We start from the raw sequence: 23,251 nt of genomic DNA, 5'->3' as shown, positions 1-23,251 counted from the left end.
TTTCTTATGAAAAAGAGGGGAGCATAGAGTATTTACCAATGCCCCCTCAAGTGGTATTGAATAAATTATTCAGCGATTTCTACGTATGTGAAATCATAAGGTACACCAACAGGTTTTTGAATTAAGTTTTTAACTTTTTGGCTTTGTAGTACAGCGGATCCTTTTTCAAATACAGGAATGAATGCATAATCTTCCATTGCGATTTTTTCTGCTTCTATCAGATAATCCCAGCGTTTTTCAGGATTAGAAGCGGATTTTTTCGCATTGTCCATTGCCTGATCAAAGGCTGCACTGCTGTATTTTCCATAGTTGTTGGTATTTCCTGTTAATAATAAGTTTAAATATGTGATAGGATCAGAGAAATCAGGTCCCCAGCGAGTTAAGGATACATCAAATTCACCATTTCTTTGTTTTGTATAGATACGATCATTTTTCGTAGTCGCAACCATTTCGATGTTTAATCCATTTAACTTACTAAAAGCATTTTGTAAATATTCTGCCATGGTATCCATTGGAGATTCATCAGTTCCATACAATAGACGAAGATCAATACTGTCTTTTCCTAATTCTTTTAATCCTGCATCAAAATATTTCTGTGCTTCTTCTAAGTTGTAATCTGTATATTTATCTGCCGTTTCTCTAAAGTCTTTTCCATCTGGACCAGTAGATAATTTTGTAGGGACAAATCCTGCTGCAGGTAAGGAACCATCTTTTAATACATTATCCGTAAAGTCCTGACGATTGATTGCATAAGATAAAGCTTTACGAATGTTTGCGTTTGCTAAGTCTTCATTTTTGAAATTTATTTGTAAATAGAACAGATAACCTTCTGGGATTTGTTTGAAGTTTTCTGTTGTTTTGTATTTATCTACAAGTTCAGAGTTGATAGTACAATAATCATTTGCTTTGCTGTCAAAGTTCATGGCTGCAGTTTTTGGATCTTGTACTAAAAGCATATTTAATTCTTCCAGTTTTACAGCATCGGCATTATAGTAATCGTTATTTTTTTCAAAAGTAGCTTTGCTTCCTTTTTCCCATGCTGTTAATTTATAGGCACCATTGGAAAGTGTTGTTTCTGCAGAAGTAGCATAGTTTTTCCCCTGTTCTTCTACGAATTTTTCATTTTGTGGATAGTAACATGGGAATGTCATTAAATCAAGGAAGAATGGACATGGATTTTCCAGTTCAATGACTAAGGTTTTATCATCCTTGGCTGTAATTCCTAAAGTTTCCATTGCTTTATCATCCAAAGTTTTTCCAGCTTCCTGATCTGCCATCAGCTTATCTGCATTTTTAACACCGGCACCATCTGTACCAAGCATATAGGCATAGTTTCCAGCTTCCTGAATGATTTTTCTCCATGAATATACAAAATCATTGGCAGTAACTGGATCCCCATTGGACCATTTCGCATCTTTTAATTTAAAAGTATATGTCAAACCATCGTCACTTACTTCATAAGATTCAGCCAATGCATTTGAGGTATTACCGTCTTTATCTCTTCCCATTAAACCATCCGTAAAGGCGTGGATGGCATTGAAAGACATTCCATCATTTGCTTTTGTTGAATCTAGGGAGATGATATCCAGTTCACTTGCAAAATTAAATACATTTTTAGATGAAGATCCACTAGAACCACATCCTGTCAGAGATATCGCCATCATGGTACAGGCGAGTAGAGAAAATAATTTTTTCATGTAAAACCCCTCCTTTGTATTCAAACTTCATCATCCTTATAACAAGTGTCATGTTTGAAGATATGAAATTTATGTTCCTATTATATACACTTTCAGAAAAAAGTTTCAACATATTTTCACAAAATGTTTCAACAATTTACAATACATATACATTTTGTTTCAGTTTGTTTTTCAATCGTGGACACTTCGAATATAAAAAAACCTTCCAACAGAGGATTCTCTGCTGAAAAGCCTTCTTTTATCTTACCACGATAGCACATTGTGTGAAATTATAGCTGGTTTCAAAAACACTTGCATTGTCAATGTCTGTTTCTCAACGATAGATTTTATATTCTGCCGATATATACTGCATTATATTTGCTGTATAAAACATAGGTTTATAGGTATGACAAAAAGCGGATGAATTAATAAAAAAATTCTTTCATTTTTTGTATTTCTCATTTCTTTTGGCGTATATGTATGTTAGAGGAGATGAGAAGCTTGGATATTAAAGAATTAAATAAAATGATTGAGAAGGAGGACAAGGAAGGTCGAATTACAGAAAAATGCTACTGGAATGATTTGTGGAATTGTGTGGTAGAGGAGCAGGCAAATGATTATACGTATGCGGAAGTAAAAGATGCCCTTCCTTTGCTTGTCAGTGAAGTGAATTATCGTCAAAGAAGGTATAAAGCCAATAGTAATGAAATGGGGGTGGATATACGAAAAGGAGATATTTGCTACATTGATTTTGGACCTGCTTATATTAATGAAATTGGTTTTCAGCATTTTGGATTAATCTTGTCTATTTTTCATAACAAAGCCTTTGTGATTCCTATGAGTGGAAATTATGAAGCTTATCAAAAAGCTTACAGTAAAACAAATCCAAAAGGGAAAAGGCATTTAATGAAACTTGGACGTATCAAAGGAATGAATAAGACTTCTGTGTTGTTTATTAACGATGCAAAATTTATTAATACCGCTAGAATCATTGATGTAAAAGCACATTTGGATATACATAGCAATCTATTTAAGGAAATTAAAGAACGAGTCATACAAAGTCTGGAATAAAAAAACTGCATCTTAGGATGCAGGAATTTCATTGGCGTGGATAAGTACATGAATCCATTTTTTAGAACGAAAACGTAAATAGGTAATAATGGCTTTTACGATTTCATCACTAAAGGAAAGAGCTACAACAAGAGGCAAAGAAAGATGCCATACACCAGCCGCTAAAAATGCTAATGGGTTAGCAATGCACCATATACCAAGAACATCGCAATACATACAAAATCTTGTATCTCCTCCAGAGCGCAGGATTCCACAAATCAATACATAAGACATCATTTTTGGAGTGTTATATAAAGCAAATGCGGCAATCGTGGATTGTAAAAGAGCTGTTGTCTGGGCATCGTATTGGTAAATGTTAGAAATAGCGATTCTGCTTGTATAAAGAAGAAGTGACATTACGATGCAGAAGGCTAGATTTATCCATATAAATACTTTGCCATAAGCAAAGGCAAGATCTTTGTTGTTTCTTCCCAGTTCATTGCCAATCATAACAGCACAGGCATTTCCCAGTCCAAAAAAGATGCATTGAAATAAATCATTGATAACACCAGCAACCTGTACAACCGCTACAGCACTTGTTCCTAACAGGCCATAGGCAACGAATAATCCAGTAGTGCCTATGCTCCATGCACTTTCACTTGCGGCAACAGGCAAGGCAGTTTTAATGACTCTTTTACATAATTGTTTATCTAAGTGAAAAATTGTAGAGAGATTTGCGGCAAGAGGGTGGTCTTTGCTTTTGTATACATAACTCATGATAAAGATCAGCTCTACGATACGAGCAGTTAAAGTTGCAATAGCAGCCCCTTTCACTCCTAATACAGGGAATCCAAAATTACCAAAAATCAATCCATAATTCAAAACAGTATTGATGGAAATAGCAAGTACACTGGCAATTGTAGGAATCTTTAGATTGTGAATTGCTCGTGAATTAAAACTCATTAAAAAAGAAAAGGCTGTTAGAATGTATGTAAAGCAGGTAATACGCAAATAGGAAGCACCGATTGAAATGGTAGAGGCCTCTCTTACAAACAAAGAAAGAATCTGTGGGGCAAAGGTAAAGGCGATAAAAACGGTAAATATAGAAAGAAAAAAACCAATCCACATTTCAATCGCAACTACTTTTTGAATTTGTTTTACATTTTTAACACCCCAGTATTGTGAAATAAAAATGCTGGCACCACTGTATAGACCAAAACATATGGTAGAGAAAATAAAATAGATTTTATTGGCAGCCCCGACTGCCGCAAGTTCACTGACTCCAACACTTCCAATCATAAAAGTGTCAATCATATTTAAACTTAAAGAAATGACCTGCTGTAAAACAATGGGTAAACCAATCTTTGCCAGCATCGTTAAAAAAGTACGTTTATTTATCATATGTAGTATCCCCTTATAAATATGTCTGTATTGTATCAAAAATATAAAAACTTGTAAAAAGAGGATGGATTTTTTCAAATTCCGACACAATCGGCATAGACACTTCGTTTATAATGCGATTCGAAAAGAAAGAGGTGTTCCTATGGAAAAGGTCATAATGGAAAAAATGAGAAAGCCATTTGTAATTCGTTCAGGTGATGTGTGGTGTGCACTGTTTGCTTTGGTGTTAGGAAGTGTGCAGGGATTGATGGAACCGATATTGGTGTTTTTGTTTTTAACACATTGTTATCTTCGTTCAACATCAGAAACGATTTCCATGATTTTATTTCTTTTTATAAGTCTGCTTACAAAAGATATGATGTATTTGTATTTTTATGCATTGGGAATTGCTTTTTATTTTGTTTTGATTTATCTTGTAAAACTTTCAAATCGCAATGTATATCAATGGATACCTCTTATAAATGCAATATCTGCTATGCCTTTTGCCTTATTACAGTATAGAAGTTATGGTGTTTTTATCATTGGAAGTATTGTCTATGCCCTAACAAGAGAAATGTTGAAAGAATATAGCTGGATCAAACAATCCTTTGCCTTATCGAATATTATTTATGGTGGGATGTTTATAGGTGCAGGTTTGTGTGCAGGAGAGATATTTCCATCTGTTTCTTATAATCTATTGCTTGTTTTTTTGAGTGGGGCAGCTTTCTTTTGTCATGCAAGGGAAATGATGTTATATGTTGCGGCCTTATTTTTACTTACCGCTTTACCTCAGCCTTTTTGGCTGCTTGTAGCTTTGCTGGTATCTGTTTTTAAAGAAGAAAAAATTGTGGCAGTGACACTTCTTGGTTTGTTTGGAATACAGTATGCAGAAAACTTGTTTCATATTATCTATTTATTTGTAAATGCTCTTTGTATCGTTATTATAAAAAAAGAAATGCTTCCTTTTGTCAGTGAAGAAACAAAACCGCTAAGCATTTCTAAATCACTGTCGCAGGATAATTTATTAAGAAGGCAGCTGCAAAATTATGCCTCTATTTTTGAGTCTTTGCATAGCTACTATGAAACAATGAAGAATCCACATGCAGAACTTTTAGAAAGCATGGCTTTTGCGTTACAGTATCAGGCAGATGAACTTGAACATCCTATGTGTGGAGAAGAAAATAAAACAAGAATCATACAAGCTTTAGAAGGATATCAGTTTGCTGTAGAAAATTTACATATAGAAGAGTTTCGAGATGGGTCTTTGCGTTTGCATATAACCATTTCCAATTTACATAAAAAAGAAATATGTACAACGCTAAAACCTTTATTAGAAGGATTGTTACAGCGAAAAATGAAAGTAATATCGGTAGAAGACCATCGTTTTTCTAAAGGGTATGATGTTGTTTTACAAGATAATTTGCCTTTTGAAATTGAAGTTGATGGAGATAGTTTAAAAAATGCTTCAACAACCAGTGGAGATGCATTTTCAATTTTCCATTTTCGACAAAGTTTGGTCTGCATGATTAGTGATGGCATGGGGAATGGAGAAAAAGCTGCACAGATATCTCATTTGGTAAGCAGTATATTTCAAAAGATGGTGGTTAGCGGTATTCCACAGGATAATGCAATACGCTGCATTAATAAGTTAATGCAAAGTGATACTTATGCAACATTGGATGTTATATGTTTTAATCGTTCCAAAGGGGTTGCTTATTTATCAAAATCAGCGGCTTGTCCAACCTGGCTTTTAAGAGAACATAAATTATATGAATTAAGCGGCAGTGCTTTGCCGGTAGGAATTGTCTCTACCATACAGCCAGATTGTTTTGAAATCGAACTGCAGGATAAAGATGAATTTATTATGATGAGTGATGGTGTAGAGATGAAGGAAGTTTATGCATGGATGAGGGAACGTCAGGAGGATAGTATGAAGGAAGATGTGGAGATCTTTATGGATATACTGAAACGAAAATTACGAAAAGATGATTCTACCATTATTTTGGCAAGAGTAAAGGAACAGTAAAATTTCGCGCTATTTCGCGTGATTTTTTTTGTGAGAATATGGAATATCGTGTGAAAAGCTTAGAATTTAAAAAGAGTGTGCTATAATACACTCATGGAAAACTGGGAAATATTATTGGATAAGAAAGAAACATATATTATAGGGGTTAGTGGAGGGCCAGATTCTATGGCTCTTTTAGATATGTGTAAAAAGCAGGGATATTCGCTTGTTGTAGCACATATGAATTATCAGAAAAGAGATAGCGCATTACGGGATGAAGAAATTGTAAGAAAGTATTGTGAAGAAAATGGAATACCTTGTGTGATTCGAAAGCAAAATAAAACATGTCAGGGAAATTTTCAGGCATTCGCCAGAGAAGAACGATATCGTTTTTATAAAGAATTATTAGATGAATATAAGGCACAGGGAGTCTTGCTGGCACATCATTTAGATGATCATTTAGAAACATATCTGATGCAGAAACAAAGAAAATCACTAGGGGAATGGCATGGAATTAAAGAAAAAACAGAAATTTTTGGCTGTCCCATTCTTCGACCTCTTCTATCTTTTACAAAAGCACAGCTAGAAATGTATTGTAAAAAACAAGGTGTGGCATTTGGAATTGATGAAAGCAATTTGACAGATGATTATACAAGAAATAAGATTCGACATGAACAAATTGAGCATATGACAATGGAAGAGAAACTGAATTTGGCACAGAAGATTCAAGAGGAAAATGAAAGGCTGCTGCAGGAAAATAAAAAAGCAAGACACTTTTTAAGTCAGTGGGATTTTGATGTTTCTTCTTTATTGGAGTTAGATGAAAATCTTCGTTATCGCTGTTTGTTTTTGTGGATAAAAGATAAGACAAAGACAAGTTTAAGCGCAAAACAGCTATCTAAGATACAACAGCTTTTGTATAAAAAAGATAGCTGGGAAATACCTGTAAAAGATAAAATTTTATATCAGGAATATGGTAAACTAGATTTTGATGATGGAAGTGATATATCCTATGCATATGAATATAACAGTTTAAAGTATGGAAAGACACCTTACTTTGAAATTTCAAAAACAGGAAGAGGTGTGGAAGCTTTAACCCTTTCAGAAAAAGACTTTCCAATTACGATTCGAAATGTAAAAGAGGCGGATCGCATTACTCTTCGATTTGGCACAAAGAAGGTGCATCGCTGGTTTATTGACCGTAAAATTCCTAGAAAACAAAGAAAAGTGTGGCCAGTAGTTGTCAATGCGGCCAATAATATCGTACTTGTACCGGGAATTGGTTGTGATATTGCACATTTCTCTAACAATCCAAACATATTTGTGTTAAAATAAATATTAGCTGTATTAGGAGGAAAAACCATGCTAGATGTAGTGGAAAAAGTATTAGTTACGCAAGAAGAAATTATGAAACGTTGTGCTGAAATGGGAAAACAAATCAGCGAAGATTATAAGAATAAAAAGGAGATTCCTTTGGTGGTTGGTCTATTAAAGGGAAGTGTCCCATTTATGGCAGAAATCATTAAACATATTGATTTGGAAATTCAGATAGATTTTATGGATGTATCAAGCTATGAAGGTACAGAATCGCTTGGTAATATTCGTATCGTGAAAGATTTGGATTGTTCTGTAAATAATCTTTCTATTTTACTGGTAGAAGATATTGTGGATACAGGAAGAACTTTAAAAGAAGTTAAACGTATGTTGATGAGCAAAGGGGCAAAAGAAGTGAATGTGGTCTCTTTACTGGACAAACCAGAGCGTCGTGTGGTAGATATAGAAGCAGAATATGTTGGATTTACCATTCCAAATGAATTTGTAGTCGGATATGGTCTTGATTATGATCAAAAATATCGTAATCTTCCATATATTGGTGTATTGAAAAGAGAAGTCTACGAACAATAGACATAGAAAAAAACAAGGAGGACAAATCGTTTATGAATAACAACAAAAAGGTAATTAATTTTCTGCCTTATATTCTGGTTATTTCGATTTTGCTGCTTCTGGTTACGTTTGGAAACGGAAATGCTACAAAAGTTTTCAATTATAACGAATTTTCTGCTAGTGCAGAGAAGATGGAGTTCAAAGATGTTAGGATGTCTGTAGGAACTACGGTTGTTAATATCGTTGGAACATATGAGAACAATGGAAAACTTGAAAACTTTACAGTATCTGTTCCAAAGACAGATGAAAATATTCAGTGGCTAAGTGATATTTTTGCGAAAAACAAAAATACGAAAGTAGAAGTACTGGATGCAAACAGGGAAACTTTCATGGAGATGTTCCTGAAAAATTTCCTGCCGTTTCTATTGTTAGGTGGAGTTGCTATTTTCCTTTTCTCTAAAATGAATGCAGGGGGAAGCAACAAAGCCTTCGAATTTAGTAAATCAAGAGCAAAAATTGAAGGAAACATCAAAGTTCGTTTTAAAGATGTAGCCGGATGTGATGAGGAAAAAGAAGAAGTTAAAGAAATTATTGACTATTTGAAAGATCCTAAACGTTTTACGGACATGGGTGCTCGTATTCCTAAGGGAATGTTAATGGTAGGGCCTCCAGGTACCGGAAAAACATTACTTGCAAAAGCAGTAGCTGGGGAAGCGGATGTTCCATTTTTCTCCATCAGTGGTTCTGACTTTGTGGAAATGTTTGTAGGTACAGGGGCAAGTCGTGTGCGTGATATGTTTAAAAAAGCCAAACAGACAGCACCATGTATCGTATTTATTGATGAAATCGATGCCGTTGGTAGACAGCGTGGAGCTGGTATGGGCGGTGGAAATGATGAACGTGAACAAACATTGAATCAGATGCTTGTTGAAATGGATGGTATGGAAGAAAACAAAGGTATCGTTATTATTGCGGCTACTAACCGTCCAGATGTATTAGACCCTGCACTTCTTCGTAGCGGACGATTTGATCGTCAGATTACCGTAAATCTTCCTGATAAAAAAGGACGTTATGAAATTTTAAAAGTACATGCAAGAAATAAAAAACTTTCTAGTGAAATCAGTTTGGAAAATCTGGCAAAACGTACACCAGGTTTCTCAGGTGCGGATTTGGAAAACGTATTGAACGAAGGGGCTATTCTAGCAGTTCGTGATAAACGTAAAGTAATTACGATGGCTGATCTTGATGAAGCTATTGACCGTGTTATGATGGGGCCGGCAAAAAAATCAAAGAAATATACAGAACAGGAAAAACGTCTTGTTGCGTATCATGAAGCAGGACATGCTGTTATCGGTTTAAAATTGAAAGATGCAGATAAAGTAGAAAAAGTAACGATTATTCCTCGTGGACAGGCTGGTGGATATAACCTAATGACTCCACAGGAAGAAAAGATGTTCCCAACAAAAGCAGATTTCATGGCACAGATTACTGGGCTTATGGGTGGACGTGTTGCGGAAGATGTTATGTTCAATGAAATATCTGCTGGTGCAAGTAATGATATTCAAAAAGCTACTAAAATTGCCAAAGCTATGGTTCGAAGCTGGGGTATGTCATCACTGGGGCCAATTCAGTATGATGATGGCAGTGGAAATGTATTCTTAGGAAGAGATTACAGCAGCGGAAGTAATTATTCTGGTGAAATTGCTTATGAAATCGATAAAGAAATTCGTAAAATCATTAATGAATGTTATGATAAAGCGAAAGAAATTATCGAGGGCAATAAAGATTTGTTAACATTAATTGCGGAAACATTAATTGAAGAAGAAACAATTACAAGTGAACAGATCAATAACCTTGTTGAATATGGAAGCATTCATTCTCCTGAAGAAATAAAGAAACAAGAAGAACAGAATGAAGACAGCAATGTCGAAAACATTCAAAATGCAGAGGAAGCAAAAGTAGCAGAAGAAGAAACTGTTAAGGAAACAAAAGAAAAAGCAGAAGTTGAAAAAAGTTTTGATGATGCTTTAAAAGAATTAACAAAACATTCTGAAGAATAAGAATTGAAAGGTATTATCCAAAAAGGTAATGCCTTTTTTATACATTTAAAATATGGTACAATACCACTGAAAAAAAGCAGGTGAAAATTATGTTGAAAGATACGATTGCAGCGATTTCTACTGCAGCGGTTGATGGTGCGATTTCCATTGTTCGATTAAGTGGAGATGACGCAATAGAAATTGCCAATAGCATCGCAAGTATAAATTTATTGAATAAAAAAAGTCATACGATAAGTTATGGTTTCATTGTTGATCCTATTACATTACAGGAGATTGATGAAGTGTTATTTAGTGTTTTTAAAGCACCTAAAACGTTCACAAGAGAAGATATAGTGGAAATCAATTGTCATGGAGGCAGATTTGTTACAAAAAAAATACTCTCTCTTTGTTTGATGCAGGGGGCAAGATTAGCAGAACCTGGAGAATTTACTAGACGAGCATTTTTAAATGGCAGAATTGATTTAACACAGGCAGAAGCGATTAATGATATGATACTGGCAGATTCTAATGAAAATATGAAACTGGCTATTCATGGAATTAAAGGAAGTGTTAAAAAATTATTAGATCCTTTACTGGAAAATATTTTAGATATTATTGCGAATATTGAAGTGAACATTGATTATCCAGAATATGATGATGTGGAAATGTTGACAAATGATGTGGTGCTTCCAAAAGCAAAAGCATGGTTAGATAACATTGATACAATTTTAGATAGAGCACAAAGTGGAAAAATTATGAAAGAAGGTATTCGCACAGCAATCGTGGGGAAACCGAATGTTGGAAAAAGCAGCCTTTTAAATGCATTGCTGGAAGAAGATAAGGCAATTGTTACAGACATTGCAGGTACGACAAGAGATATAGTGGAAGGTCATATTCATTTAGGTGGATTGACATTGAATTTGATTGATACAGCAGGGATTCGTGATACAGAAGATGTGGTAGAGAAGATTGGTATTCAAAGAAGTTTACAGGCAATGGAGGATGCACAGCTGGTAATTGTTGTATTAGATGGAAGCCGTCCATTGGATGAGCAGGATGATGAACTGTTAGAAATGACCAAAGATAAAACTAGAATTGTTGTTTATAATAAAAATGATTTATATGAGGTATCCGATGGGATTTCTATTAGTGCAGCCAAACAGGAAATCACACCTTTGGTAAATAAAATTCATGAATTGTTTGACCATCATAAAATCGCAATTGAAGAACCTGTATTAGGAAATGAAAGACAGATTGGATTTATGATGAAGGCAAAACAATCGATGCTTCAAGCTGTTGAGGCAATGGAAAATGGATTGGAGCTTGATCTTGTGGAAATTGATATTCAAGATGCCTATACAGCATTAAAAGAAATTTTAGGAGAAGTACATAGAGAAGATCTCTTGGATACACTTTTCTCTAATTTCTGTTTAGGAAAATAAGAAAAGAGGAACGATATGTATACATTAATTGATACCCATTGTCATATAACATGTGATGCTTTATATGAAAGAATTGATGAAGTAATACAAAATGCGAAAGAACATCATGTGGAAAGAATGATGATCGTATGTACAGGTTTTAAAGAGTATGAAAGAGCAGAATCTTTGAAACAGAAAGAAGATATGTTTGATATTGCGTTAGGATTTCATCCATGTGATTTATATGATTTTTCAGAAGATGACTATCTTCGTCTAGAGCAGCTGTTACAAGAAGGAAAATTAGCTGCAGTAGGTGAAATCGGATTGGATTATCATTGGAAAGATGTAGAAAAAGAAGACCAGAAAAAAGGTTTTGTTCGACAGATACAATTAGCTAAAAAGTATGATAAACCTATTTTGATTCATATGCGGGAAGCTACAAAAGATACACTGGATATTTTGCAGGAGTATGCTCCTCATAAAGGGATTTTTCATTGTTTTAGCGGCAGCAGGGAAACGGCAGATATTGTCTTAAATATGGGGTTTCATATTGCTTATGGAGGTCCTTTAACTTTTAAGAATTCCAGAGGTGCTCCTGAAGTGTGTGAACAAATTCCACTTGATAGACTTTTTGTAGAAACCGATTGTCCATATTTAACTCCACATCCCTACAGAGGAAAACAAAATGAGCCTAAATATGTAGAAGTTACATTTGATAAGATGTGTGAGATTAAACAGGTAGATAAAGAAATTCTGGCAAAGCAGATGAAACAAAACTATGAAGCGCTTTTTGGTAAAAAGTAGCGTATATAAAAAGCAGGATACAATTCACATCCTGCTTTTTACATAGTAATTATCTTTTAAATTTTTCAATTTTTTGAAACGTTTCATCACTGATTTGATGTTCAATATGACATGCGTCTTCTTCCGCTGTTTCAGGAGCAACACCTAATACATCAGTTAGAAAAGAAGAAATAACCTGATGTCGATGATATACTTCCTGTGCAATTTTTCTACCTTCATCACTTAAATGAATATCTCCATAACTTTCCTGATGTACATACCCTTTTTCTTTTAATACATTCATAGCTTTATTAACACTGGGTTTTGACACTTTTAACTTAGACGCAACATCAACACAGCGAATTTTTCCTGTTTTTTCAAGAATAAGCAATGTTTCCAAATAATCTTCTAAAGACTCTCCCAATCTCACACTCATCACCTCAATATTTACTTTAAATATACCATACTTTCATTATTGTGAACACAACATTTTAAAATTGTCTTCCTTAAATCCAACACATACACCTTTATCACTTATCAGTAAAGGGCGTTTGATCAGCATACCATTGCTGGAAAGAAGTTCTAACTGCTCTTCTTCACTCATAGCAGGAAGTTTTTCTTTTAAATTCATTTCTTTATAAAGTTTGCCGCTTGTGTTAAAGAATTTTTTTAATGGAAGTTCACTTTGTTTCCACCAGTTTGTTAATTCCTCTTTTGATGGCGTATCTTCAACGATATGGCGATCTTCAAAATCTACAGATAAAGATTGTAGATATTTTTTAGCTTTTATACATGTAGAACATCTTGGGTATTCAATAAATAAAATTTTCATACAAACTTAACACCTCGCTTGCATTATAGTAAATAATTTTATCAGGAAAAGCAATATATATGCACTATAATTTTGATGAAATGATACAATGATAAAAAAATAGAATTAACTACAAATAATTAAAAAAAATAAGAATTGGCCCATGAAAATCAATAATTCTCATGAAATTATGGTAGTATACTTATAATCCATAAAAAAGGGGGAATCGGGGACAATGCATATCGTAGATGAAGAAGAGTTTCGTATGGTTGCTAGTATTATGAAGATAGAGAATGAAGCAGATAATCTTGCCCAATTGAGAAAATGGATGGAAGAAGTGGGCAGTGCGAAAGTTTTAGAGATTATTATTCGTCTGTATTCAACTAGTATTATGGAATAAACAAAGGGTCTGTTTAACAGATCTTTTGTTTCTTTTAAAGAAGGATGTAAAAAATTCGTATTCTGTGTATAATTATGTTAGAATAAACAATAAACAGAAGGTGATGAAATTGAAGACTGAACAATATGAGATCAAGGATATAGAAACTGTAGCAAACTTATTAAAAGAAGGAAAAGTGGTTGCTTTTCCAACGGATACCGTTTATGGACTGGCATGTATTTATGATAATGAAGAAGCTCTAAAAGCTTTGAAAGCGTGCAAAATTCGACCAGAAGAAAAACCGATACCGACTATGGTTTCTTCTTTTCGCCAAATGGAGGAAATCGCAATTATGAGCGAAGAAGCAAGAGATTTAGCGGAAGAATTTATGCCTGGTGCGTTTACGATGATTTTAAAGAAAAATGAAAATCTTCCAGATTATTTAACAAACGGTTTGGATACAATTGGAATTCGTATGCCTGATGATGATTTTATCCTTCATTTAATTGACTTATGTGAAAAACCGCTGCTTGTAACAAGCGCAAATTTATCTGGGGAAGAGCCTGGCAAAACAGGAGAAGAGGTTTTAAAACAGCTTGATGGCAGAATGGATGCAATCGTTATGGGATGTGCAAAAGGAGATAGTTCTAGCACGATCGTGGATGTTAGTGATGGGGATGTGCGTATTTTAAGAGAAGGCCCTATCAGTGAAAAGCAGATAATGAAAGTATTGCATAAGTAAGTTATATGAAAATTGTTTTGAAATAATTTTCATAAAATTCTACCAAAAATTTTCAAAAAAAGCCTTGCAATCTTAGAAAGTATTGTTATAATAAGTAGCATAAAAACTGAGAACAGAAGTAGTACTCTTGAAAAATATCGCATAGAGAGCTGATGGTTGGTGGAAATCAGCGGATCAAGTAAAGAGGAACGTGTCTGGGAGTTGCTCTGTCGAAAGGAAATGGAGGCAGATGCCGTTATACCTTGCGTTAAAGGAAAGAGTGTCGATAAATATAATGTTTATCGGAAGTAAGGTGGTACCGCGAGTCAATCGTCCTTTGTATATAAAGGACGATTTTTTTTCATAGTATAGAACAAGGAGGCAGAAAATGAATTTGAGATTTGGTGAGTTTATTCCCTATATACCATTTATTCTTCAGGGGATTCCAGTAATTATTCTATTATCTTTATCAGCTGCAGCGATTGGCTGTGTGCTGGGATTGATTTGTGCTTTTGCGAAACGTAAAGGTGGTATAGGTGGAGGAATTGCGGCTGCATATATTGATTTCTTTCGAGGAACACCGGTTTATGTACAGCTTTGTTTCTTCCATTTGGCACTTCCTCAGCTGTTAAACTTTAACTGGCCAGGATGGGTTTCCTGTATTATTATCTTCTCATTAAATTCAGGTGCATATTTGGCAGAAGTTATGCGTGCAGGAATTGATGGAATTGATAAGGGACAGATTGAAGCCGCAAAGGCATTAGGGGTAAAAAACAAAGATATTACAAAAGATATTATTATTCCACAGGCATTAAGAAATGTATTACCGGCTATGTTTAATGAATTTATTGCTTTAACGAAAGAAACATCTGTAGTTTCTGTTGTAGGTATGATGGATTTGATGCGTAGAGCAACCATTGTTCAGGGATCTGTGTATATGTTCTTTGAACCATTAACGCTTGTATTGATCTCTTATTATCTGTTAAACAAAGTATTGAGCTTTATTGGATCAAGATTAGAAAGGAAGTTGAAATATGATTAAAGTAGAACACTTATATAAAAATTACAGTGATGAGATTAAAGTATTAAAAGATATCAGCTTTACTTTCGAAGATGGAAAAACTTATGCGATTATTGGTTCCAGCGGTGGTGGAAAATCTACTTTTATTCGCTGTTTAAATATGCTGGAAGAACCAACATCCGGTACCATTACACTGGATGATGAAGTTGTAAATTCTCCATCTACCGACTTAACAAAGATCAGAGAAAAAATGGGAATGGTATTTCAAAACTTCAATTTATTTTCTCATATGGATGTGAAGAAAAATGTAGCGTATGCATTAATGAAAGTAAAAGGTATGGATGAAACAAGTGCTTATAAAAAAGCAATTGAATTATTAGGAAATGTTGGATTATCTCATCGTGTAGATTCTTATCCGCATCAGTTATCTGGAGGAGAAAAACAGCGTGTTGCGATTGCCAGAGCTTTGGCAATGGAACCGGAAGTATTGTTATGTGATGAACCGACAAGTGCTTTAGACCCAGAAATGACAACCGAAGTATTGAAGGTATTAAAAGGGTTATCACATACAGGACTGACAATGATCGTAGTAACGCACGAGATGAATTTTGCGAAAGAAGTTGCGGACTATATTCTATATATGGATAAGGGACAAATTGTAGAATGCACTACACCAGAAGAATTCTTTACAAATGCAAAAACAGAAAGAGCAAGACAATTTATTTCAAATATGTTATAGAGAAGGAGAGGGAAAGATTATGAAAAAAATTATGGCAGTTGTACTTATGGGAGCTTTGTTACTGACAGGTTGTGGAAGTAGTGGAGAAGATGCAAAAAAAGGACACGAAGGAGAAACTTTAACCGTTTTGACAAATTCTGGGTATCCTCCTTATGAAATTAGAAATACAAATGGAGAACTAGAAGGCTTTGATATCGAACTAACAGAAACAATCGCAAAAAAACTAGGATATAAAGATGTAAAATGGGAAGATATTGATTTTGATGCATTGATTGGTGCAGTTAATACAGGTAAAGGAGATATGGTAGCAGCTGGTCTTTCACCAAATGAAGAACGTAAAAAGGGTGCAGAATTATCAGATTCTTACTATAATGCAAGCGAGGATACTACGAACTATGTATTAACTTTAAAAGATGGAGATATCAAAGAAACAAAAGATATCAAAGGAAAAAAAGTAGGGGTACAGCTTAGTACGATTCAAGAATCAACCGTAAATGAGATTAAAGATGAATATGAATTAAAGGTAGATTCAAGACAAAACTATGCACAGATGGTACAGGAAATCAAAAATAAACGTATTGACTTTATTGTAGTAGAAAAGGCAGTTGCGGATGAATATGTTGAAAAAAATGATGATTTAGCAACTTTCAGATTAGATGTTGGTACAGACTCAGAAGGGAATGTATTTGCGTTTAAAAAAGGAAATACTGCACTTTGTGAAGAAGTAAATGGTGTAATCAAAGAAATGAAAGAAAATGGAGAATTGGATAAGTTAATTTCAAAATACTTTGACAAAGAAAAATAATATAACAAAGAAGCGGTGAAAACCGCTTTTTTCTATGAAAAGATAGATATCAAATTATCCTCTTGATTTTACAGGATTGTTGCGATATTGGATCAATGATAAAATATTATTGTATCTTACAAACTTATTTAGAAGCACTTTTAGAAGTTAGTTTTAAATTCCTGCATGTTAGAGAAGTAATCTATAAAAGGAACTAGTGAAAAAGAAGGAGGAAATATGAATAAGATATTAACATTTGATTGTTATGGAACATTACTTGATACTTCCAATTTATATGCATACATACAAAAGATAGGAGATAAAAAGGGCGGATTTGGTAAAAAAGCGGTAGAAATTTTTCATAATTATGAAGATCGTTTGATGTATGGTGAAGATTTTCGTTCTTATGATGAATTATTATATGAAGTTCTTTCTTATTGTGATATGGAAATGAATACAAATGTTTATGTTGCTTCCTATGATGAGATTTTGGATATACATCGTTTTTTTCACCCGTTTTCTGATGTTATGAATGCTTTAAAAGAATGTAAAAAACAGGGATATAGGCTTATATTAATGTCAAACTGTACAAAAGAAATGTTAGAATGGCATCAGAAAAGTTTAGACTATCTTTTTGATGATGCCATTTGCGCAGAAGATTGTCATTGTTATAAACCATCTTTAAACTTTTTTTCCTTAACAGAAGATACGTTTCATCTGTCTGATGCAAACCATTGTCATATTGCGAAAGGATATTGGTGGGATATCGTACCAGCAGCAAAGATGGGATGGAAACGTATTTGGGTGAATAGGGATCATCTTAGCTGTGGAAGAACACAGGAAATGTCGTATTATATGATTGCATCCATGAATGAGCTTGTGGATTGTTTGTCTCAAATACTATAAAATAACTGATATCATTTGTATTAACGTTTTGAGAAACACAGTCTTTCTGTTATAATGTTTATGGAATTAGGAAGGTAAAAAGGAGAGATAAAATATGAAAATTGCGATGGCTTGTGATCATGGCGCGCTAGATTACAAAAATATGATTAAAGAAATGCTTGTCGAAATGGGACATGAAGTAGAAGATTTTGGGACACATACAAAAGATTCTATGGATTATCCAGATACGGTTGCACCTGCAGCAAAATCTGTTGGAGAAGGAAAAAATGATCGAGGAATTGTATTGTGCAGTACAGGAGTTGGGGCAAGTATTACCGCAAATAAAATAAAAGGAGTTCGCTGTGCATTGATAAGCGATCCAGTAAGTGCAAAACTTACAAGAGAACATAACGATACAAATGTATTGGCAATTGGACAGCTTGTAACAGGAGAATTACTGGCAAAAGAAATTGTAAACATTTGGATCAATACTCCATTCTCTAATGAAGAACGTCATCAAAGAAGAATTGATAAAGTCATGGCATTAGAAAAATAAAAAGTAAAAAAACGATAACATGTTATTGGCAGGTAACAACAGTTATCGTTTTTTTATGTTTCAAGACAAATTGAAATAATTAAAACTATCGTTGAATGTAGTAGTTCCTACTTTTGAAATACATAAAAAACAAAGAAATGTAAAGATATGATTTCCTTGTGTAAATATAACGTTAAATGTATTGGATTCATATTTTTCTTATGTTAAAGTATGGGCGTTCAGTTCATGAGGAGGATATAAGATGAATAAAAACAAGGTTTTAAAAGCATCAGCAGCAACGTTGCTGTTAACAATGGGGGCAGTACAGGTAGCACAAACGTATCCTGTTACTCCAATAAAGGTAAAAGCAACTAGAAATACAAAACAAACAGAAAAAGTGCAATTAATCAATGCGAATACACAATGGTCTTATTTGGATAACAATGTAGATCCGGGAACACCAGAAGATCGTTTTGCGTGGACAAAAGATACTTATGATATCAGCGGCTGGGATAAAGCAGCTGGAAAATTTGGTGCTAAAAATGGCAAGTTGGATGATGTAGGTGGAGGATGCACACCTACGGTATTATTAAATCAATATATCAATGGTGATAAAAATAACGGAGATGTTCCTGCATTTTTCTTTAGAACAGAAGTTAACATTGAAAATGCAGAAGAAGTAACGGAGTTAACAGCTAATTTCAAATATGATGATGCCGCAATCATTTATATAAATGGACATAAGGTAGCTGCATATGATGAACCTGATGGTGGCTTTACATCTAATATGGAATATGGTGGTTCTAATGATAGTAGCCCAAAAACAGTTGATATGAAATTATCAAAGGATGATTTAAAAGATGTTTTGCATAACGGAAAAAACATTGTTTCTGTTGAAATTCATCAGGGAAGAAGCAGCAGTTCAGATGTCTATTTTGAAATGAGTGACATGCAGTTATTGTATGGGGAAGAACCTGTTATACAAGAGGATATTAATCTTACTGTAGGCAGTGATGAAACAAGCATGAATCTTACATGGTATGCAAATACGGATGCAGATGGAATGGTAGAAGTTACAGAATACAAGAATCTTGTAAATGGAGAAATTCCTAGTAATTGCAAAACAATTAAGGCATTGACAAATCCATCAAATGATGCTGGTAAACGATATTATCAGGCAACTATCAAAGATTTGAAAGAAAACACAAAATATGCTTATCGTGTTATAAATGGTGATATAGCTAGTGATATTAAAACATTTGAAACAAAAGATTTTGACGGATCATATAACTTTATTTTTGCAGGAGATCCACAGATTGGGGCCAGTGGAAATGCTAAAAGTGATGCAGAAGGATGGAGTGCAACTTTAAATGATGCGAAAGAAAAATTCAATCCTAATTTCTTGCTTTCAGCTGGAGACCAGGTAAATACAGCTAGTAATGAGTCTCAATATGATGGTTATTTAAATCAGGAAATTTTCTCAAGCATGCCACAGGCAACAAGTATTGGAAATCATGACAGTAGTTCAAATTCTTATAATCAGCATTTTAATTTACCAAATGAATCTGCAGATTTAGGAGATTCTACAGCAGGTACAGATTACTGGTATGTTTACAACAATACATTGTTTATGGATATTAACTCAAATAATACCAGCACTGCAGAACACAAAGCATTTATGGAAGATGCAATTGCGAAAAATAAAGATGTTCGCTGGAAAGTTGTAGTATTCCACCACTCTGTTTATTCAACTGCAAGTCATACAACAGATGGAGATATTATTCAGCGAAGAAATGAACTTCCACCAGTTTTTGATGAATTAGGAATTGATGTTGTTTTAATGGGACATGATCATGTTTATACACGTACACATGTTATGAAAGGACAAGAAGTTGTTACGGATACCACAAACTTAAAAAGTGTAACAGATCCTGATGGTATTGTATATTTAACTGCAAACTCAGCTAGTGGAAGTAAGTATTATGATATTAAAACAAATATGGATTTCCCATTTGCTGCAAAAATGGATCAGTCTAAAAAACGTACAATTTCGAATGTTGAAGTTAGTGACAATGAATTTAAAATGTCAACCTATTTATATAATGACAGCAGCTGGGAACTGCTTGATGAATTTAGTGTAAAAAAATCTCCACAAGTAAATAGTGAAGATGTTGTAGTTTCATCTGATGAAACATCAGTGAAAACAGAAATTACAGCTCCTGCTGGTTCTATCGAAAAGGATGCACAGTTCCAGGTTCAGGATATTAAAGAAGGAACAGTTTATGATTATGTAAAATCACAATATAAAGATAAAGAATTTAATATTATTGATATTGCATTGGTAAAAAATAATATAAATATTTTACCAACAGGAGATATTAAAATTAAATTTGATCTTCCAGCTGGATTTGATGTAAATCATTTAGGTGTTTATAAATTATCTGATACAGCAAAAAATTACACTCTAAATAAGCTTTCTTATACAGTAGATGGCTCTTCTATTATCGTAACAACTAAAGATTTAGGAAGTTTTGTTCTTGTGAATGAAAAAGCAGCAACAGATGATGGAAATGGTACAGGTAATACAGGGGATACAGAATCTGGAAATCAGGAAGGACAGGATGTAAATAAACCAGATACAGGTACGCAGACACCACAATTGCCAGAGGTACCACAATTGTCAGACAATGATAAAAAACCTGTAAATTCTGAGAATACACAGAATGTTTCATCTAAAGATGATGTTAAAACAGGTGTACAAATGAATGTAATTCCTTATGCTTTCATGATGGTTGGAGCATTAGGCAGTGCTGTTGTCTTGAGAAAAAATAAAAAAGAATCTAAATAATAAATGATAAAACAGTTAAAAGAGAATAAGGTGGTTTTAATCATAATGATTTTAACCATGTTATTCTCCTTATTATTTAATAAATTTTATAAAAAAGAATACTCAAGAGTAAATAACAGTGCAAATTATTATATTTCTGCAAAGGTTACGAAAGTAAAAAGTAATACTTTAACATATGATGAAAAATTAAAACTAAATTTAGGTCAGCAAAATATCGAAGTAGAATTTTTAGAAGGAAAGCATAAAGGGGAAAGGGTAGAAATTAACAATTATGTAACAGCTGTTCATAATGTAGTAGTAAAGGAAGGAACAAAAATTATAGTTAATGCTGATGAGCCGGAAAACATTGAGCCCTATTATACCGTTTATCAATATGACCGATCATTTGGAATGATTCTTTTTATATCCATCTTATGTCTTGCGGTTATTTTTATAGGTAAAGGAAAAGGCGTGAAATCAATTATTGGATTAGCATATTCTTTGTATCTCATCATTTATGTTTTATTGCCGACTGTATTTTCCGGATATCCGCCTTTGCTCATGACTGTACTTGTAATAGCCTTATCAACAGTTGTCACGTTGCTTTTGTTAAATGGTCATTCTATCAAAACGTATAGCGCAATTTTATCTACGATCAGTGGAGTGTTGCTTTGTTCATTATGCTTTTACTTTATGTCTTTTTTGTTGCATATCGATGGATTTAGCAGTGAAGAAGCAGAGAGTTTAATTTTAATCAGTGCTGAAACAGGATTATCTATAAAAGATATTATGTTTGCAGGAATTTTAATTTCTTCCTTAGGTGCAATTATGGATGTGGCAATGTCGATTACATCTTCTTTATTCGAAATTCGTACACATAAGCCAGATATTACCACAAAGGAATTATTTCATTCTGGACTTGAAATAGGAAAAGATATGATAGGTACCATGACGAATACGTTAATTCTGGCATTTGCAGGAAGTGCGTTTGTATCCTTGCTAGTTTTGTTTTCGTTTAATGTAGATGTTAAGCAGCTGATGAATTCGAATTATATTACAATTGAATTTGCGCAGGGAATTACTGGAACATTAGGAATTGTATTAACGGTTCCTATTGCATCCATGTTATGTGCTGGAATGTTAAGTGAGAAATTTTTTCTGCGCTGCAGCTGGTTTAGGAAAATAAATAATTAAATAAAGATTATTTAAACGGATAGTAAGAATATCCGTTTTTTAATATTTCAATATATAAGGTAAAAAAACAGAATTTAACAATTTCTTAACAAGAATGAAATATGGAATTCATAAACTTGTTGTATTCTATAACTGTCTTCAAGGAGGAGAGTTATAAATGAAAAAATTATTAGCTAGTTTATTTGTAGTTGCAATGTTAGCAGGATGTGGAAGTACAGGCGGAGATGGAAAAGATGCTTCTGCAACTGGATTGAAAGGGGAAATTCATGTATACACTCGTGATTCCACAAGTGGTACAAGAGAAGCTTTTGAAAAAGGTGTAGGTTTTGAAAAGGAATTAACAAAATCTGCAACAGAAGTATCATCAAATGATGATATGGCCGCAAAAGTTGGACAGGATGCAAATGGTATTGGATATACATCCTTATCAACAGATTTTGAGAAAAACAATGTAAAAGCTGTACAGTATGAAGGAGTAACAGCATCTAGTGAAACAGTTCTTGATGGTTCTTACAAATTACAAAGACCATTTAATTACGTTACTCGTGCAAAAGGTGATTTTGGAAGTGAAGATAAAGAACAGTTAGTTGCTGCATATCTAGACTTCATTCAGAATTCTAAAGAAGGTATGACAATCGTTCAGAAAAATGGTGGAGAAGTTGATTTATCAAAAGCAACTCCATGGGCAGAACTTGCGAAAAAATATCCAGTATTAGAAAAAGATAATTCTGGAATTACGATTACAACAGGTGGTTCTACTTCTGTAGAAAAAACAGTAAAAGCAACATTGGAAGCATTCTCACCAATGGCAGGTAACTTCAAATTTGTTATGAACCAGACAGGTAGTGGAGATGCTGTAAAACGTGTTCTTGGTGGAGAAAAAGATGGTCCTAACGCTGCTGATATCGGTTTTGCTTCTCGTGAATTTAAAGATGAAGATGGAGATATCACAAGTGCAATGGAAAGTGGACAGTACTGTATTGATGCCGTTGTTGCAGTTGTACAGAAAGACAACCCAACAAGCAATATGACACAGGCTCAGTTACAGTCTATCTTCAAAGGGGAAACAACAAACTGGGAAGATGTTAAATAAATAAAAGCGTAAGTAATCGCATAA

The 23,251-nt window shown here is 33.9% G+C and carries 21 protein-coding genes and 1 other annotated feature; of the genes, 17 read left to right on the top strand and 4 right to left on the bottom strand.

The window, feature by feature from the left end:
• Positions 1 to 65 precede the first annotated feature (65 nt).
• Positions 66 to 1,697 carry a peptide ABC transporter substrate-binding protein gene (locus A9CBEGH2_RS08725; RefSeq protein WP_118277617.1) on the bottom strand — a complete coding sequence of 544 codons (1,632 nt, stop codon included), beginning with the start codon at positions 1,695 to 1,697 and terminating at the stop codon, positions 66 to 68.
• A gap of 471 nt (positions 1,698 to 2,168) precedes the next feature.
• Between A9CBEGH2_RS08725 and A9CBEGH2_RS08720 the strand changes: the two genes are divergently transcribed.
• On the top strand, positions 2,169 to 2,747 hold the full coding sequence (locus A9CBEGH2_RS08720; RefSeq protein WP_408609168.1) for a hypothetical protein: 579 nt from the start codon (positions 2,169 to 2,171) through the stop codon (positions 2,745 to 2,747).
• A 12-nt stretch (positions 2,748 to 2,759) separates the two neighbouring features.
• On the opposite strand, the gene A9CBEGH2_RS08715 is transcribed toward A9CBEGH2_RS08720, so the two are convergent.
• Positions 2,760 to 4,127 (bottom strand): MATE family efflux transporter, encoded by a 1,368-nt coding sequence (locus tag A9CBEGH2_RS08715; RefSeq protein ID WP_115716519.1) that lies wholly within the window; start codon positions 4,125 to 4,127, stop codon positions 2,760 to 2,762.
• 142 nt (positions 4,128 to 4,269) lie between these two features.
• On the opposite strand from A9CBEGH2_RS08715, the gene A9CBEGH2_RS08710 reads away from it, so the two are divergent.
• The 6 genes from A9CBEGH2_RS08710 to A9CBEGH2_RS08685 all read left to right on the top strand — a co-directional run bounded on the left by A9CBEGH2_RS08710 (position 4,270) and on the right by A9CBEGH2_RS08685 (position 12,259).
• The gene (locus tag A9CBEGH2_RS08710) at positions 4,270 to 6,132 is read left to right on the top strand and encodes a SpoIIE family protein phosphatase (protein WP_158572273.1); all 1,863 of its coding nucleotides are present in this window, start codon (positions 4,270 to 4,272) and stop codon (positions 6,130 to 6,132) included.
• 114 nt (positions 6,133 to 6,246) lie between these two features.
• Positions 6,247 to 7,446 (top strand): tRNA lysidine(34) synthetase TilS, encoded by a 1,200-nt coding sequence (gene tilS / locus A9CBEGH2_RS08705; protein WP_232057269.1) that lies wholly within the window; start codon positions 6,247 to 6,249, stop codon positions 7,444 to 7,446.
• Positions 7,447 to 7,473: 27 nt separating this feature from the next.
• On the top strand, positions 7,474 to 8,016 hold the full coding sequence (hpt, locus tag A9CBEGH2_RS08700; RefSeq protein WP_118277620.1) for a hypoxanthine phosphoribosyltransferase: 543 nt from the start codon (positions 7,474 to 7,476) through the stop codon (positions 8,014 to 8,016).
• Between the two features lie 32 nt (positions 8,017 to 8,048).
• Positions 8,049 to 10,055: an ATP-dependent zinc metalloprotease FtsH gene (gene ftsH / locus A9CBEGH2_RS08695; RefSeq protein WP_118277621.1), complete on the top strand. Its 2,007-nt coding sequence runs from the start codon at positions 8,049 to 8,051 to the stop codon at positions 10,053 to 10,055.
• A gap of 89 nt (positions 10,056 to 10,144) precedes the next feature.
• On the top strand, positions 10,145 to 11,476 hold the full coding sequence (mnmE, locus tag A9CBEGH2_RS08690; RefSeq protein WP_118277622.1) for a tRNA uridine-5-carboxymethylaminomethyl(34) synthesis GTPase MnmE: 1,332 nt from the start codon (positions 10,145 to 10,147) through the stop codon (positions 11,474 to 11,476).
• Between the two features lie 15 nt (positions 11,477 to 11,491).
• Positions 11,492 to 12,259: a TatD family hydrolase gene (locus tag A9CBEGH2_RS08685; RefSeq protein ID WP_118277623.1), complete on the top strand. Its 768-nt coding sequence runs from the start codon at positions 11,492 to 11,494 to the stop codon at positions 12,257 to 12,259.
• A gap of 49 nt (positions 12,260 to 12,308) precedes the next feature.
• Here A9CBEGH2_RS08685 and A9CBEGH2_RS08680 read toward each other — a convergent pair whose 3' ends face one another.
• Positions 12,309 to 12,668 carry a metal-dependent transcriptional regulator gene (locus A9CBEGH2_RS08680; protein ID WP_115716526.1) on the bottom strand — a complete coding sequence of 120 codons (360 nt, stop codon included), beginning with the start codon at positions 12,666 to 12,668 and terminating at the stop codon, positions 12,309 to 12,311.
• Positions 12,669 to 12,710: 42 nt separating this feature from the next.
• Positions 12,711 to 13,070 (bottom strand): arsenate reductase family protein, encoded by a 360-nt coding sequence (locus A9CBEGH2_RS08675; protein WP_115716527.1) that lies wholly within the window; start codon positions 13,068 to 13,070, stop codon positions 12,711 to 12,713.
• A 214-nt stretch (positions 13,071 to 13,284) separates the two neighbouring features.
• Here A9CBEGH2_RS08675 and A9CBEGH2_RS08670 point away from each other — a divergent pair, with 214 nt between their 5' ends.
• From A9CBEGH2_RS08670 to A9CBEGH2_RS08625, 10 genes are all read left to right on the top strand, one after another.
• Positions 13,285 to 13,449 (top strand): hypothetical protein, encoded by a 165-nt coding sequence (locus A9CBEGH2_RS08670; protein WP_157964986.1) that lies wholly within the window; start codon positions 13,285 to 13,287, stop codon positions 13,447 to 13,449.
• 103 nt (positions 13,450 to 13,552) lie between these two features.
• Positions 13,553 to 14,170 carry an L-threonylcarbamoyladenylate synthase gene (locus A9CBEGH2_RS08665; protein WP_232057268.1) on the top strand — a complete coding sequence of 206 codons (618 nt, stop codon included), beginning with the start codon at positions 13,553 to 13,555 and terminating at the stop codon, positions 14,168 to 14,170.
• A 99-nt stretch (positions 14,171 to 14,269) separates the two neighbouring features.
• Positions 14,270 to 14,490, top strand: a binding site (T-box leader).
• 47 nt (positions 14,491 to 14,537) lie between these two features.
• Entirely contained in the window at positions 14,538 to 15,191 is a 654-nt protein-coding gene (locus tag A9CBEGH2_RS08660) for an amino acid ABC transporter permease (protein WP_115716529.1), read from the top strand.
• A complete protein-coding gene (locus tag A9CBEGH2_RS08655) occupies positions 15,184 to 15,909 on the top strand; it encodes an amino acid ABC transporter ATP-binding protein (protein ID WP_118277624.1) in 726 nt (241 codons plus the stop codon). Before A9CBEGH2_RS08660 ends, A9CBEGH2_RS08655 begins: the two co-directional genes overlap by 8 nt.
• A 19-nt stretch (positions 15,910 to 15,928) precedes the next feature.
• Entirely contained in the window at positions 15,929 to 16,714 is a 786-nt protein-coding gene (locus A9CBEGH2_RS08650) for an ABC transporter substrate-binding protein (RefSeq protein WP_158572272.1), read from the top strand.
• A 216-nt stretch (positions 16,715 to 16,930) separates the two neighbouring features.
• Entirely contained in the window at positions 16,931 to 17,599 is a 669-nt protein-coding gene (locus A9CBEGH2_RS08645) for an HAD family hydrolase (RefSeq protein ID WP_118277853.1), read from the top strand.
• A 94-nt stretch (positions 17,600 to 17,693) separates the two neighbouring features.
• Positions 17,694 to 18,134 carry a ribose 5-phosphate isomerase B gene (gene rpiB, locus A9CBEGH2_RS08640; RefSeq protein WP_115716533.1) on the top strand — a complete coding sequence of 147 codons (441 nt, stop codon included), beginning with the start codon at positions 17,694 to 17,696 and terminating at the stop codon, positions 18,132 to 18,134.
• A 241-nt stretch (positions 18,135 to 18,375) separates the two neighbouring features.
• Positions 18,376 to 20,961, top strand: a complete 2,586-nt coding sequence (locus A9CBEGH2_RS08635; protein WP_118277854.1) for a purple acid phosphatase family protein — start codon at positions 18,376 to 18,378, stop codon at positions 20,959 to 20,961.
• Positions 20,962 to 21,006: 45 nt separating this feature from the next.
• Positions 21,007 to 22,134 carry a YibE/F family protein gene (locus tag A9CBEGH2_RS08630; protein ID WP_232057267.1) on the top strand — a complete coding sequence of 376 codons (1,128 nt, stop codon included), beginning with the start codon at positions 21,007 to 21,009 and terminating at the stop codon, positions 22,132 to 22,134.
• A 157-nt stretch (positions 22,135 to 22,291) separates the two neighbouring features.
• Positions 22,292 to 23,227: a substrate-binding domain-containing protein gene (locus A9CBEGH2_RS08625; protein ID WP_118277855.1), complete on the top strand. Its 936-nt coding sequence runs from the start codon at positions 22,292 to 22,294 to the stop codon at positions 23,225 to 23,227.
• The last annotated feature ends 24 nt before the right edge of the window (positions 23,228 to 23,251 follow it).

Source organism: Amedibacterium intestinale (genome assembly GCF_010537335.1).
Lineage (GTDB): Bacteria > Bacillota_I > Bacilli_A > Erysipelotrichales > Erysipelotrichaceae > Amedibacterium > Amedibacterium intestinale.
The sequence above is the reverse complement of the archived record's forward strand: the minus strand, read 5'-3'. Positions and strand labels throughout refer to the sequence as shown.